General features: G+C 70.8%; 11 protein-coding genes. 4 read left to right on the top strand and 7 right to left on the bottom strand.

The window, feature by feature from the left end; genetic code table 11:
* Window positions 1–233: 233 nt before the first annotated feature.
* From WBG99_RS18770 to WBG99_RS18785, 4 genes are all read left to right on the top strand, one after another.
* Window positions 234–1523 (top strand): DUF3631 domain-containing protein, encoded by a 1290-nt coding sequence (locus WBG99_RS18770; protein ID WP_338897399.1) that lies wholly within the window; start codon window positions 234–236, stop codon window positions 1521–1523.
* Between the two features lie 432 nt (window positions 1524–1955).
* Window positions 1956–2759 (top strand): DUF2637 domain-containing protein, encoded by an 804-nt coding sequence (locus WBG99_RS18775; RefSeq protein ID WP_338897400.1) that lies wholly within the window; start codon window positions 1956–1958, stop codon window positions 2757–2759.
* Window positions 2760–3102: 343 nt separating this feature from the next.
* The gene (locus WBG99_RS18780; protein WP_338897401.1) at window positions 3103–3672 is read left to right on the top strand and encodes a MobC family plasmid mobilization relaxosome protein; all 570 of its coding nucleotides are present in this window, start codon (window positions 3103–3105) and stop codon (window positions 3670–3672) included.
* On the top strand, window positions 3669–5384 hold the full coding sequence (locus WBG99_RS18785) for a relaxase/mobilization nuclease domain-containing protein (RefSeq protein WP_338897402.1): 1716 nt from the start codon (window positions 3669–3671) through the stop codon (window positions 5382–5384). Before WBG99_RS18780 ends, WBG99_RS18785 begins: the two co-directional genes overlap by 4 nt.
* 6 nt (window positions 5385–5390) lie before the next feature.
* Here WBG99_RS18785 and WBG99_RS18790 read toward each other — a convergent pair whose 3' ends face one another.
* The 7 genes from WBG99_RS18790 to WBG99_RS18820 form a co-directional block, all read right to left on the bottom strand.
* The gene (locus WBG99_RS18790) at window positions 5391–6524 is read right to left on the bottom strand and encodes a hypothetical protein (protein ID WP_338897403.1); all 1134 of its coding nucleotides are present in this window, start codon (window positions 6522–6524) and stop codon (window positions 5391–5393) included.
* A gap of 88 nt (window positions 6525–6612) precedes the next feature.
* Window positions 6613–8694: a methyltransferase, FxLD system gene (gene fxlM, locus WBG99_RS18795; protein WP_338897404.1), complete on the bottom strand. Its 2082-nt coding sequence runs from the start codon at window positions 8692–8694 to the stop codon at window positions 6613–6615.
* 21 nt (window positions 8695–8715) lie between these two features.
* Window positions 8716–9990 (bottom strand): lanthionine synthetase C family protein, encoded by a 1275-nt coding sequence (locus tag WBG99_RS18800; RefSeq protein WP_338897405.1) that lies wholly within the window; start codon window positions 9988–9990, stop codon window positions 8716–8718.
* Complete coding sequence (locus tag WBG99_RS18805) at window positions 9987–12941, bottom strand: lantibiotic dehydratase (protein WP_338897406.1); 2955 nt, start codon at window positions 12939–12941, stop codon at window positions 9987–9989. The genes WBG99_RS18800 and WBG99_RS18805 overlap by 4 nt, the downstream gene beginning before the upstream one ends.
* A gap of 217 nt (window positions 12942–13158) precedes the next feature.
* Window positions 13159–13338: an FxLD family lanthipeptide gene (locus WBG99_RS18810; RefSeq protein ID WP_338897407.1), complete on the bottom strand. Its 180-nt coding sequence runs from the start codon at window positions 13336–13338 to the stop codon at window positions 13159–13161.
* A gap of 189 nt (window positions 13339–13527) precedes the next feature.
* Window positions 13528–13716: a hypothetical protein gene (locus WBG99_RS18815; RefSeq protein WP_338897408.1), complete on the bottom strand. Its 189-nt coding sequence runs from the start codon at window positions 13714–13716 to the stop codon at window positions 13528–13530.
* A gap of 227 nt (window positions 13717–13943) precedes the next feature.
* Entirely contained in the window at window positions 13944–14390 is a 447-nt protein-coding gene (locus tag WBG99_RS18820) for an ATP-binding protein (RefSeq protein WP_338897409.1), read from the bottom strand.
* Window positions 14391–14627: the final 237 nt, after the last annotated feature.

Genomic DNA, 14627 nt, shown 5'->3' on the forward strand with positions numbered 1-14627 from the left:
TGAGCTGACACAGAAACGCTGGACTGTCGCCGGGCGTGGACGTACTGTCCGTGGTCCCTCGGGGAACGAAGCGAGCGTCCCGTCTCGGGACACGGCGAGCGTTCAGTCTCTGAACACAGCGAGCCTCCGGCGCGGGAACGCCGGAGGCTCGGGAAACCCCGTCGCCCACATCCAACGAACGATCCGCGCCCGCCGGGCCTGCATGCCCGGCGCCGCAGAAGAGGAGCTGCCCCGTGCAACCTACGACACCGGACTCCTATTCCGCTTCCGCCGAAGCCGAGTGGCCTGCCGTCGCCGTGCCCGGCCAGCTGAGCCACGGCTCAGTCGATGAGGCTCCAGCGGCCGACGGCAATGCGTCCAGCCTGGCCTCAGCGGATCAACCGGCCGAGGAGGCGGCGCCGGACCCGGAGCCGACGTACGGCTCCGAGCTGCTGAACGAACTGCGTGCCCAGATAGCCCAGTTCGTGATCCTGCCCTCGCCGGAGGCGCTGGACGCGGTCACGCTGTGGGTCGCGGCGACGCATCTCCAGCCCGCTTGGCAGCACGCACCGCGCCTGGCGGTCGTCGGACCGGCGAAGCGGTGCGGCAAGTCACGGCTCCTGGACGTGCTGACCGAGACGGTCCACGAGCCGATGCTCACCATCAACACCACACCCGCCGCGGTCTTCCGGTCCATCACCGACGAGCCGCCCACGCTCCTGGTGGACGAGGCGGACACCATCTTCGGCACGCCGAAGCAGGCGGAGAAGAACGAGGAGATGCGCGGTCTGCTCAACGCAGGCCATCAGCGCAACCGCTACGTCACGCGGGTCGTCGGCAACGACCACACCCCGCACCGGTTCGCCACCTTCGCCATGGCCGCCCTGGCCGGGATCGGTGACCTGCCTGACACGATCATGGACCGGTCCGTGGTGATCCGGATGCGCCGTCGTGCGGAGGGCGAGAGCGTCAAGCCCTTCCGCTCCCGCCGCGATATCCCCGCACTCCATGATCTGCGCGACCGCATCGCCGCCTGGGCCAGGCCGCTGCTGGACGAGGCGGCGGATCTGGAGCCGGACATGCCGGTGGAGGACCGGGCCGCCGACACCTGGGAGCCCTTGGTCATCGTCGCCGACCTGGCCGCCGGGTCCTGGCCTCGCCGTGCCCGCGAGGCGTGTGCGGGGATGGTGGCTGCGGAGGTCGAGGCGGAGGAGGACCAGCCTGGCGAGGCCCGGATCCTGGCCGACATCCGCAGGGTCTTCGTCGCCCAGCGCGAGGTCGACAGCCTCTCCACGGACGAGCTGCTGCACCACCTGCGGCAGAACCCCGAGAGCCCGTGGGCGGAATGGGGCCGCAGCGGGCTGACCGCCCGGGAACTGGCGGCGATGCTGCGCCGGTACGACATCAAGCCCGGCAACGTCCGCCTCGCCGACGGAACCCAGCGCAAGGGCTACATGCGCAACAAGTTCCTCGACGCATGGCGGCGCTACTGCCCCACCGTTCACTCAGTGAACGCCGAACCTGCCGCCCCAGCCTCGGGCTGAACCCACGCCCGCTGGTGTGACTGTCCCTGCCGTCCCTGCCGTGATCCCGCAGGTCAAACGGCATACGGCCGGGACGGGAACCGGGGGCAAGACGGCAACGCGATCATGAAGACCACGCTGCTCCGCCAGGACGCTGCCCGGATCCGTCTTGTGCCGTCCCGGGCGTCCTCGCCGTATCGCCGCACGTCACGACGCTGTCGGCTGGGACGGCAAGACGGATCCGATCCGTAGCCTCTGCCGCCCGTGCGTGCCCCCAAGACGTGCCGACGCCGCGAGGACGGAACACCAGCCCTCCTGCCGTACCGGCCCTGACCTGCGCTTGCAACGGCCAAGACGGCAAAGACGGACCACGCCACCACCCCAGGAGAACCCCGCTTGACCACCCTCTCCACACCCATCCACCGGGACCATCGCCCTGACGAAGGGCGGCCGATGACGACCAAGCGGGCGGCTGAGCGGTACGCGCTCATCGCGGCTGGAACGGTCATCGTGGCCCTCACCGCCGGCGGGTTCTGGCTGTCCTACGCGCACCTCGCGGAGGTCGCCGGACAGCACGGCCTCAAGAGCTCCCCTGTCCGCCAGTGGGCCTGGCCGGCGACCCTGGACGCGTTCATCGTCGCGGGCGAACTGCTCATGCTCCGCGCGGGCCTGCGCCGGGTGACCGACGGCTGGGCCATCGCCCTCACCGCCACCGGATCGGTCGGCTCCATCGCACTCAACGTGGCCGGGGTCAGCGGCACAGGCACAGCAGGCACCGTGCCCCTCCTCGACTACGTGGTCGCCGCGGTTCCCCCGACCGCCGCGCTGCTGGCCTTCGGCGTCCTGATGCGGCAGATCCACCAGCTCGTCGACCAACCCGCCGACCGCGCGGAGCCCGCTTCCGTCCAGGCACCGGTACGACCGGTCATCGCGCCCGCCAAGCCCACGGAGCCACCAGCCGAGCCGGTCCGGCCCGCTGAGCCTCCGGCTGCCGGTTCCGTCCAGCCGACGGAACCACCGCCCGAGGTTTCGGCGAGCAAGCCGCGCGGTGGTCGTCCGCCCAAGGCCACGCTCGCAGAGCTCGTGGAGATCGGCCGGGTGGCCATCGCTGAGCACGGCACACTCAGCCGCTCGCTTCTCCGGAAGGCCGTCAAGGACAGCGACTTGACGATCGGCAGTCAGCGGCAGACCGAGGTGATGGAGATCCTCCGGCCCGAAATCGAAGCCGCCGCCAAGACCGGTTCGAGCAGCGGCTGACCGGAATCCCTACGGGGTGACCGGAACCCCTTCCGGTCACCTCGGCCAGCCGACCACCGCACCGCCGGTCGCCCGCTTATCCACACCTGTGGACGGCGTGCTGGCCACCAGCAACTCCGCCAATTCTTCTTCGCCGACCCGGCTGCCCTCACCCTTCCGGAGAACCGCCCGTGACGCACGACCCACACCGCTCCGACCGCACTCCCGACGAGCCGCTGCCGCTGACGAAGTCTTCTACGCTGCTGGGGCGTTTGCGGCAGGCGTTCGGACGGGCTGCCCCGGCGGAGCCAGTAGTACCCCGAGTCCGACTCACGGCCGGACATCGGGGGTCTCCGCCCCGGGGGTGGCGGAGGAGGCCCAGCGCCAGGGGGCGCCAGGCCAGGACGTCGGGGCCGAGGGCGGCCCCGACGAGGACACGCTCCACACCGTCCAACGCGAGACCCTGCGCCCTGTACGCGCCACCGGCACCGCCGAGAGCGTCGGCGGTGAGCCCGTCGTGAAGAGCGTCCAGCCCACGATCCGCCGCTTCACCGGCACCAAGCGCGTCGTCCGCGTCGGCCCCTTGCGCTTCACTGGCGACGAGCACACCCAGCTCCAAGAGACAGCCGCCGAGCACGGCTACAAGGGCGACTCCGGCTTCGCCGCCGACATCGTCCTCGCCTTCATCACCGGCCGGTTCACCGCCAACCTGCCCCTGTCCGAGGACCGACGCCGCACGCACATCTTCCGCACCCAGGTCCTGCGCCAGCTCAACCGTATCGGCGTCAACGTAAACCAGATCGCCCGCGCCCTCAACAGCGACCGCACCCCACCCGACATCCGCCAGCGCCTGACCGAACTCCACCACCTGCTGGAGCTGATCGCCGAGGCCCTGCGCCAGCCCGCCGATCCAGAGACGGAGGCATCCGCGTGATCGCCGCCATCAAACCGGCCGGGTCCAACACCCGCGGCCTGCTCGCCTACCTCTACGGCCGCGGAACCCACGACGAGCACTTCGACCCGCACATCGTGGCCGGCTTCGCGATGCTCGGCATGCCCGACCCCGGCCGCGACGAGAACGCCACCCTCACCGAACTCGCCCGCCACCTCGACGAACCCGTCCGACTGCGCAACAGCGAGTTCGGCAAGAAGGTCACCGACCACGTCTGGCACTGCCCCGTCCGCGCCGCACCCGAGGACCGCTACCTCTCCGACACCGAGTGGGCCGAGATCGCCCAGCGCATTGTCCAGGCCGCCGGCATCGCCCCCGCCGGTGACGACCTGGCCTGCCGCTGGATCGCCGTACGCCACGCCGACGACCACATCCACATCCTCGCCACCACCGTCCGCGAAGACGGACGCCGCCCCAAGCTCCACGACAGCGGCATCCGCGTCGGCGACGCCTGCCGCGAGATCGAGAAGGACTACGGGCTGCGCCGCCTGAAGAAAGGCGACCGCACCGGCGCCCGCCGCCCCACCCAGGCGGAGATGCACAAGGCCGAACGCCTCGGCTGGGAACAGCCCAGCCCCGAGTGGCTCCAGGACCGCATCCGTGCCGCCATCCCGCACGTGACAGGCGCCGAGGAATTCATCGCCTACCTCGAAGCCAGCGGCGTCGAAGTCCAGGTCCGGCGCGGCCCGTCAGGCGACCTCCTCGGCTACGCCGTTGGCCGACCCGGCGACGTCAACGAGGCCGGCGAGCAGATCTACCACCCCGGAAGCAAGATCTCCCCCGACCTCTCCCTGCCCAAAATCAAGGCCCGCCTCGAATCCGGCTGGCCCGAAGAACACCCCACCGCCCGCCGCAACCACCCCAGCACCCCCTGGCACCAGGCTGCCGACGCCCTCGACACCCTCCACACCGACCTCGCCGACGACACCCACGCCCAGGCCCACATCACCGCCCTCGGCGAACTGATCGAAGCCACCGCCCAGAAGGCACCCGCCAACCTGGGCGCCGAACTCCGAGCCGCCTCCAAGGCGTTCGCACGAGCCCAGCGTTCCCAGATCCGGGCCGAAGACCGCGCCGCCCACGCCCTGCGCAGCGCGGCCCGCGACATCGTCCACACCGCCACCGGCCCCGACGGCAGCGCGCTTGCTGCCCTGCTCGCAGCACTCGTCTGGGCTGCGATCGTCGCCAAGCGCTGGCACGAAGCGAAGAACCACGCCCACCAGGCCGACGCCGCCCACCAAGCGGTCCAGCACCTCCAGACAGCCGCCGCCTGCGCTCTCGCGCCGACACTCGCCAACCTCACAGCCCGGCCACCCAAGGAGGAAGCACGCCGTGTTCTGGCCAGCGACGTACGGGCAGCAGTCCCCGACCACGCCGAGCGCATCTTCGCCGACGCGGCCTGGCCCGCGCTCGCCACCGTCCTCGCCGACGCCGAAGCCCGCGGCCACCAACCCCACCAACTCCTCAAGGAAGCCGCCGCCCAACGCGAGCTGACCACCGCCCGCCAACCCGCCCGCGTGCTCATCACCCGCATCCAACACACCGGCCGAAACCCAGCACCCAACCGCCGCGCCGAAGCCGCCCGCCTGCAGTCGACCATGGCAGGCTCGATCCCCGCCCAGCAGACCGGAAACGGGCGGCTCCCGGCGGTGACTTCATCACCTACCGAACAGCAGCACCGACAGCGCCGTTAGGCACCGTCAGAGCCGCAGGGGTTGCGTTCCTCCGGGATCGGAGGAACATGCGAGGCTTTCTCGGATCACGCGGTTGCTGGCGCGCAGAGCCGCCGTCAGTTCTCCTCGCAGCTTGTCCGGGAGGATCCTGGAGCTGAGAGCGCAGGCGCGCACCAGCGCGCGACAGTCCTGCACTTGCCGGTCCGTGGCGATCTCGGTGAACAGGGGGTGAGCCAAGTTCTCGCGGGCCGCATAACCGTCTTCGGCGTCCGTCGTCCTGCGGTGGAGGTCCTCGACGATGCGGTGCGCGGCGAGCGCATCGGCGGAACCGATCGCGTCGAGGACCGTAAGTCCGAGCCGGGTGTCGAAGACGGTCATTCCGGGTTCGGTCTTCCGTCCGAGGTAGGCCGTCACCAGGTCCGCCAGGTGGCCGTCGGTCGGCTGCCCGGCGTCGCGGCGGCATAGAACGGTCAGGCATGCCGTGACGGCTTGCTCCCACGCATCGCCGGGCACCGTGTCGGCAAGGAGGACAGCGGCCCCCGCGGTGTCACCCGCAACGAGGGCGGCGAGCACAGCGACCTGTCGGCCGTCGAGCATCCGCTTCCCGATGCCGTGGTGGGCTCCGATGTGCGCCAGCGCCTCGGCCCATTGCCCCTTGGCGGTGAGGGTGCGCGTGCCGTCCGCGAGGAGGACGCGCCACAGCCACGCGCGAACCTCCTGGCGGTCTTCGCCGGTCGCAGTGAGGTTCGCAGGTACGTTGACGCCTTCGAACCGGGCGGCTGTGCCCGTCTCGACGGCCTTGTACAGGTTGAGGAGCCGCTGACGGCCCTCGTCGGGGTGGCCGGCGCGGATCTGGAGGCGAGCGAGGTTGACGACCGGTTCCAGTCCGCGGATGGCGCTCATGCCGGGCAGGGGGCAGGCGTGCAGGTAGGTGGCGGCGTGCTGGTGGCACATCTCGCGGGCGAGCTCGGGGAGGTCGAGGTCGGAGGCGATGAGCGCGGCCTGGTTGTAGACGGCCGAGGCGAGCCCCTGGTCGGTCTCTTTCACCGCGTTGTCGGCCAGGTCGACGAGTGCGCGTACGCGTTCAGGCAGGGGCAGGCAGGCGGGGCGGAAGCGGGCGACGAGCGGGAAACGCTGGGCTATGGGGCCGTATGGGTCCATGGATCCCCCAGGTCGAGAGCGAGGACTGCTGAGGCGCCGGTGCCCGCCAGCCGTACGCCGACGGGCACCGTCCGCTACGCGTGGGGCGTCATCGCCAGTCGACGACGATGCGGTTCAGCGGTGTGTCGAGGGCAAAGAGACCGGGGCCCTGCTCGATGGCGGGGGTGTCGAGGGGCTGGATCTCGAACGTGGCCTCACGACCTCGGTACTCCCTGTCCCAGGTACGGATGGTGTCGGCGACCTTCGCGGCCAGCTCGTCGCTGCCGGGGCCGTGGCCGATGACGCCGAACTCCCACAGCCTGTCGCCCTCGGGGGTCTTCTCCTTCGACACGCGCCGGGCGAGGTAGGTGACAGCACCCTTGTCGACAACCGCAGTCGACGAGGGGTAGGGGTCCTCCGTGAGTAGCGTGCCCTTGGCGCTCTGGGGGAACAGCATCCGGATCAGACCAGAAGGGAGGGAGCAGGTGACGAATAGTTCCATCCACTCGGGCGACTCCATGGCGCGAACCGTCATGCCGGTCCACTCCTCAGCGCGCGGCTGGTCGACTACGCCCGCGAGGGCATCGGCGTCGATGCTGAGTCCGGCGGGGGCCTGAAGTCGTACGGCGCCGTCGGTGCTGAGCGGGATCACTCGGCGGTCGTCGTCGGCGATGCCCCGCCGAAGCGGCATGAAGGTGTTCATCTCGCTGCCGAGGGACACCCACCGCCCTTCACGCTGCTCGTAGGCGATGGAGCGGGACACCGTGCCCTTGAGGCGCTGGGGGACGAGGAGTCGGCCGCCGGGGGCGAGTTGTTGCAGCCAGGCATGCGGTACGCCGTGTGCGCCGACGGTGGCGATGATCCGGTCGTACGGCGCTGCTTCGGCGTAGCCGAGGGCCCCGTCGCGGGTCACGGCCTCTACGTTGGTGATCCCGGCGGCGGAGAGGTGCGTGCGGGCGCCCTCCACGAGGTCGTCGTCGACGTCGAGGGTGGTCACGTGTCCGCCCTCGCCGACCAGGTGGGCGAGCAGACCGGCGTTGTAGCCGGTGCCGGCGCCGAGTTCGAGGATGCGCTCGCCGGGCTGGGCGTCGAGTTGGTCCAGCATGAGGGCGACGACGCCCGGCTGGGAGGCGCAGGAGATGGACGTGCCGTCGGTGTCGTACTTGATGTGCACCGGTGCGTTGGCGTAGGCGTCTTCGAGTGACGCGTCGGGCACGAACACGTGGCGGGGTACGGTCCGCAACGCGGTCTCGACGGCGGGCGTGCGGGCGTGTCCGTCCGCGCGGAGCTGGTCGACCAGGGCGTTGCGGAGGCGCTCGGCGTCCGCCGTGGGGGTGGTGATCGTGTCGGTGTTCACCGCGCTGACGCTATCGGCGTCGGCCGTTGCCTCGGTGGGCGACTCGGTGTGGTCACTCGTTCCCATGACTACCTCTCGTGCGATGTGGGACAGGGCGCTTTGGTCGTCCCGGAGGAGACCGGCGCGGTTGGCGTGGAAGATCACGTGGTGGGCGATGACGGCTCGCAGGCCGCGGGTGAGGGCGCCGCGGGCTGCGAGGTCGGCGAGCGTGGCACCGGCCCGTTCGAAGGCGGTCGCCCATTCCTCGTGCGCGTGGAGCGGGCCACCCAGGCGGCAGAGGCTGTAGGCGTCGGCGGTCATGAGCTGGCGCATGGCCGGAGCCAGTTCGGCGGCTCGTTCGGGCCGTTGTGGAGCGATGGCCGGTCGAAGGACCGCGACCTTCGCCCATACGTCGCCCTGTTCGAACCAGTCGAGTCCCGCGCCGCGCATCATGACGCTCGCCAGCAGGACGGCGGTCTCCCGGCGTCCCAGGTGCATCGGGCTCGGCTGGTAGGTGAGCAGGTGGCGGGAGTCGCTGTGGAACAGTTCGTGGGCTGCGTCCATGGCCTCCGGGCCTCCGAACGTGTCGGTCTCGGGCTCGTAGACGCAGGGCAGGCACGACACGGCCACGCCGTCGCCGACGAGATCGCTCAGGAGCGACTCGACGGCGGGTGAGGGCTTGTCCGCGAGGTAACGCAGCGGCCAGGGCTGCTTGTTCATGAACCACCAGCCGGTGAGCTGCCCGTCGGCCTTCGCCTCGATCAGGGTAGGGCCGAGGCGTTCGGCGATGGTGCGCCGGGCAATCTCGCGGTCGACGAAGGTGATGTTGTGCTGCTGCCAGCGGTCGGGAGGCATTGAGGTCCTTCGGTCGGTGGATCAAGCGATGAGGAGGCAGGCGTCCCAGGCGGACCGGGATGGTGCGGCGGTGCTGGGTGCGAGGAGGGCCAGGGCTATGCCGGCGGCGCCGTCGAGTAGGCCGGGGCCGCCTTTCTCGTCCTGGATGAGCGTCGTGGCCATGAGTTCGGGGTCGGTGCCCGGTGGGATGACCGCAGCCAGGAGGGCCGGGATCGCGGCGTGGAGTTTCTCCGCAGTCGAGGGGTGGGCGTCTGCGGCCGTGCGCGCGGCAGCATGGGCGATGCCGGAGAAGCCGTGGCAGAAGCCGTTGTCCGTCGTGGCCTTCAGCTGCTCGGGATCGGTGAGGGCGGCCACGAGTGCGTTCTCCGCGTCGATCTGGCGGCGGGTGTCGCCGAGGGCCAGCGCGGCAAGTTGCTGGGCGCGGGCGAGGCCGGCGGTGCCGTAGCACCAGGACGGCCGCCGGGGCACGGACGGGGCGAGACGCCCGCTTCGCAGCTCGCCCTGAGTGACCCAGTACGGCCAGACCGGTTCGCCGTCGGCCTCCTCCTCCCAGCGGTCCAGCCAGGCCAGGATGGTGCGCAGAGCTGCATGGTGCCCATCGGTGACGGAGCCGTTCCGAGCGGCAAGGGCCAGGAACGCGAGCACGCCGCCGATGCCGTGCGCCATACCGGTGTTGGCGTGCCCGCCGTGGAAACGGTCGTCCGGGCTGCCCGAGGGCCCGGTCTCCGCCCACCAGCCCGGCAGGCTCTCGCCGTGGTGGGTGATCGGTTCGGTGAGACGCACGCAGTAGTCGAGAACGGCGTGCGTCGTGGAGCTGTCGGGGTTTCGGCGTAGTAGGTAGGCGCCGTATCCGGTGAGGCCCCGGATGGTGTCGAACTCGGCGAGCTGCGGCAGGCGTCCGGCGTCGATGCGGCGGTGTGCCGCGTCGAGACGGCGTCCGACGTCGACTGCGATCTGGGCGTCCATCGCGTCGAGGGCGCGCTGGTAGGAGCCGGGCAGGTGGTCGGCGGCACAGGACAGGGCGTGGGCGAAGGCAGGCACTCCGTAGAAGGGGTGACTGTCCGGGCCGCTGGTGAGCGGCTGCCGGGAGGCGGCGGCGAGCCAGTCGTGGGCGCGGTGCCACGGGCCGAGGCCGTTCGCGGCCAGCTCGATGTGCAGGAGCGCGATTCCGGGAGGGCCGTAGGCAAGGTGCTGCCGGTCCGAGGACAGCATCCTCGGACCGAGGAGCGCCGTGTCGGGGTCGGCGAGCCGGACGGCGATGGCGTCGACCAGGGCGAGCGCGTGGTGGGTGGTCACGAGGCCCTCCCCTTGGTGCGGGCGGTCCAGGCCAGGGCGGCGGCACGCGCCAGGTAGAGGCACACCTCTTCCTCCGGGAAATTCACGGCGACGTGGCGTACGAAGTGGACGTGCAGCAGGGAGGTCAGGACGTCGTCGACGGCGATGCCCTGGGTGTCTGGGCCGGGCAGGTGCGGCCGGTACGCGGCGAGTGCCGCTTCCCGGTCAGTCCATCCGGACACGATGGCGTTTCCGCCCGGGACGCTGCGCAGGGCCGACCATTCGTCGCTCGGGTCAGCGAGCCGTACGGCGTCGGTGAACTGCGGGCGTGGAACGGGCACGGGGGCAGTCGGCGGGATGTGGTCGATCAGCCACTGCATCCCGGCCTCGGTGGTGCCGAGGAAGGCGGAGGTGATGGCGACCGTGTGGGCTGCCACCAGCGTGCGCTGGCCCGGACGCTGTGGCTGCGCGAGCTGGGCCAGGATGGCGCGCGAGTCCGCCCGGAACACCTCCTCGGCCGCCACCCATGCGGTGCCGGAGCCCCAGCGGCCCATCTCGCGGTAGGAGGTGGGATAGCGAAGGTCGGCCAGCAGGCCGACGCTTCGTAGCTGGTCGGCCCAGGCGCTCACCGTTCGGGCCGTGTCGGCGAAGCCTTGCGGGTCGGGGAGGGCGATGCGTACGCGGAGGTGTTGATCCGGGTCGCGGAAGCGGATGAACCACCACGGCGGGTTGCCGAGCTGTTCGAGGAGGCCGGGCAAGTGCCGGGAGACCAAGACGTCTTGGCGGCGGGGATCGCCGTACAGGGCGGCCAGAAGAACCGAGGAAGCGGCAGGCGTCTGCCTCTGGGCCGCAGACAGAGCACGGGCCCGGCTGGGGGCCGGCAGTGGCGGCCATGCCGACGGTCCGGTTGCTTTGAGGGGCACCACGACCTCGTGGGCTCGCCCACCGCACCAGCCACATGCCTCCGGTTCCGGGGCCTCGACGAGCACGGCCAGGCGCGAATGGTCGAGGTGCCGACGCAGGAGTGCACGGTGGCTGGCCTCGCCGAGGTCGAAGTAGAGGCGCCGGTCGTCCTCTACGAGGTAGATGCGGCGCGGCAGCCTCCGGCGGGCACGCCAGTCGCTGAGCGCGGCGTCCCACTCGGCCCGAGGGCGGGCATGGCCGGGCAGTTCGGACGCTTCCAGTCGCCAGCGCGCCGGGGCCAGCACGGTCCGGCCGTACCGCAGACGTGGGAGGAACGGCATGGCCGCTGCGGCGCCCCAGTCGAAGACGGTGACCTGCGCGCACTGAGCGCGGGACAGTTCGGTGAGGAACCGCACCAGTGGCGGGGTGTGGGTGCGCAGGTTGAGCGCATGCATCCCGACGGCCTCAACACGGTGGCCTCGCTCGGGGACGGCGAGGTACATGCGGCGGCCGTCGCACCCCACAGCCAAGTCCTCCGGGGTGAGGACGGTGTCCTGCGGGGCGCGGTGCTCCTGGAGGCTGATCACTGTGGGTAAGACCTGTGGGGAGCGGGTGATGTGGATGCTCTCGGGGAGCAGGGGCGGGAAAGAGAGCTGCGCGGGCATGGTGTTGCCGTCGGCGGCCGGGAGGTCGGCAAGCTCTGCGGTCAGGGCCTCCCGGTCGGCGGGGGCCAGCACGCTGAGGAATCTGCCCATGGAAACGCCGGCACCACGGGACACGCTCACGACCTCCAGCTGGAACCGCCCGCGCTGCAACTCCTCCAGACTGGACGCGTGCACCCGCACCCCGATCTCCAAGTGCGGCGGCAGCCGAGGCTCGTCGGGACCCACGTCCAGGGCCTCAATCTGTTCGTCCGTGAGGATCACTTCGTCACGGCCGTCGAGCGCGGCGGCCTGAGCCAGTCGTACGAGGGCGTCATCGCGAGCGGAGACACGGGGCCTGCGTGCGCTGGCCGGAGCGCCTGGGTAGCCGCCGGGATAGCCGGTGCCGCTGTCCGCCACGACCTCTGTGACCGGCACCATCGTGCCGATGCCGTACCGCTCGTAGAACCGCTGGTGGTACTTGTTCCAGGCGGCGGTCCCGTACGGACGGCTGCTTAAGCGGGTCAGGATGAGAGCGGCGCGCTCGATCTCTCGGGCGACCGCTTCCGGCAGAACGATCTGTGCGTCCAGGCGGAGGTCGAGCGCGACGGGGTGGCGGTGCAGGCCAGGGACGAGGTCTCGCATCCGCGCCGCGACGCTGTCCCGGCCGCCGTGCGTGGCACATTCCTTCATGCCCGCCCGGACCGCGTGGAGTTCGCGCACGGTCTCCGCGACCGAGGCGAGGCTTCCGGCGTCGATGACGTCGAGCTGGCCCACCAGATACCCGAGGGCATCGGTCTCGGTGCTCGGAGCGTGCAGGCACGTGATCAGCACCCGCCGCCGGATCAGTTCCGTCAGCAGTTGACGCGCCTTCTTGGGACCGGCCTCGGGGAACTCCGCCTGGAGCTTGTCCACGAGGGTGGCGAACCGGATCGGCAGTCGGGTCGCGGCAAGGACCGCACGCACCGGTCGGGTCAGGGCCAGAGATGCCTCGACCGCGCGAGTCCGGTCGTCGTAGACGTCGGGCTGGAACGGCACGATGAGGCGGTCTCCGCGGAACGTCACGGTGTTGTTCATGACGACGGGCAGTCGTTCGAGGAGGTCCGGGGACGACTCCAACCGCTCGACCACGGCAGCCAGCCACTGTGCGCCGGCGCGGCCGACGGCCACGTGCTCCTCGCCCCAGTCGGACCGCACCTGCGGGCCGAACTCCGCGGTGGCCACGCCGGCGAACAGGCCGAAGGGTGTCGCCCGGTGTTGGGCCCGCAGCAGGTAGCGGGCCACGGACAGCGCCGCGCGCTGCACATCACGGAGGGCGGGGTGCTCGACCGTACACAGGGCCCGTACCTGCATGGCCAGGACGGGGCTGGAGTGCTGGAGTGCCTCGGCAGTGTCCTTGTTCGCCCAGACCGCGCGTAGCCACGCCACGCGGGCAGACGCACCACTGGGCGAGCGGTCATCGAGGTCAGGGCATGGAGGGAACGGGAGCGAGGGCCGGGCCACGGCGCGCACGAGAGCGGTGGAACCGGTGCGGAACGCTGCGGGCGGAGCAACCACCGAGTACCTCCGTAAGGCGAGGGGACGGGCGGCTGGTGCCGCCGCGCGGAGACGCGGCGGCACCAGACAGGTGTGATCTGGGGTCCGGTCAGGCGACGTTGGTGGTGCAGGCGCCGCAGGTGGATCCGCAGTTGTCGTCGGTGAGGTTGACCAGGCCCGCCGGGTCGGCGATCTCGACGAGGGAGACGTCCAGGTCGAAGCCGTCCGATGCCCCAGGGATGTGCGGGCGTACTTCGGTGCGGCCGGGAACTACGGTGCTGCGTGTCATGCTTCAACTCCTCTTAATCGTTGTGGTGTTACTGGGCTAGAGCGCCCACCAGGTGCCGCTGCGGGAGCGTTGCCAGACGGCTGCTCACCGGACGGCGCCTGGCTGCCCGGCAGGAGGGGACGTACTCCGCGTAGGAAGTCCTCGCGGGGTGCCTGCCTCACGCCGGGAAGTCATGTGCCGGAATTCTGATCAAGCGGATGCTGGTCGTCGCTCCATGAAGTAGGCGCGTGCCTGGGCCTTGAGGCGATCGAGGCACGGTTCGCACGCGTAGAAGGGGGCGTGCTGCCCGTCCCACTGCACCGGGCCGAGCCAGATCACCAGGACGTCGGTACGCCCGCAGCCGAGCCAGCAGTCACCGGTGATCCACGGCCACTCCATGGAAGGACGTCCCCTTTCTCAGCTGGTCGGGATAGTCGATCTGGCGGCCTGGCAGTTGGGAGCGCAGGCCCAGAGCTGGAACGGCAGTCCCCGGTGGCGTATCTCGCCCAGTGGTCGACCGCTCGCTCCCAGTGGCCGGGCGCAGAGGGCGCAGTCCATGGCCATCTGCTGGCGGGGCCGGAGTCGGGCGAGATCCGGAAGGGGCGAGGGTGCCGTGGCCGGGATGCTCACTTGCTGGCCTCGGTACGGAGTTCCGCCCAGACCTCTTTGCCCCAAGGGCGTCTGTCCGAGCCGTGCAGGTCGTAGCCCCAGCGGTCGGCGACAGCATCGACGAGGAGCAGCCCGCGCCCCGACTCGTCGTCGTCAGCCGCCTGGCTGAGTATGGGAAGACGTGACGGTTCCCGGTCCACGACCCCGACACGCAGTCGAGTCGCGCTCGGCCGCCCAACCGTGAGGCGAATCTCGGGGCACGGCGTGTGCCTGGAGGCGTTCGCGATGAGTTCCGTGATGATCAGCGCGGCACGGTCGGCGAGACCGTCGAGGTGCCACACGCCGAGGACATCTCGGACGAGTTCGCGGCCGAGCTCGGCCGTGGACGGCTCGCACGGGAAGGTCTGGCTGTACGTGGGGCGGCCGGCGGAGAGGGCCTCAACTGGTGTTCTCAGACTCGTCATTGGGGTGGAGCCTTCGTGTCGTCTCGGCGCCCGGCCCACCCCCGCGGGGGAACCTCAGGGGCGGGCCGGGCCGTCAACAGCCGCCCGCACGGTGGGGCGCGGCGGGCGACCATCACCCAGACAACTCCCTTTCCCAACAGGTTGGTTAGGACGTTCAGACACTCAGCCGACGGACTCGCCTAGGACGTTTTGACCTCTCCTTTACCTGGCGAGCGGGGATTGCGCGGGCTACCGTGC

The organism is Streptomyces sp. TG1A-60, assembly GCF_037201975.1.
Lineage (GTDB): Bacteria > Actinomycetota > Actinomycetes > Streptomycetales > Streptomycetaceae > Streptomyces.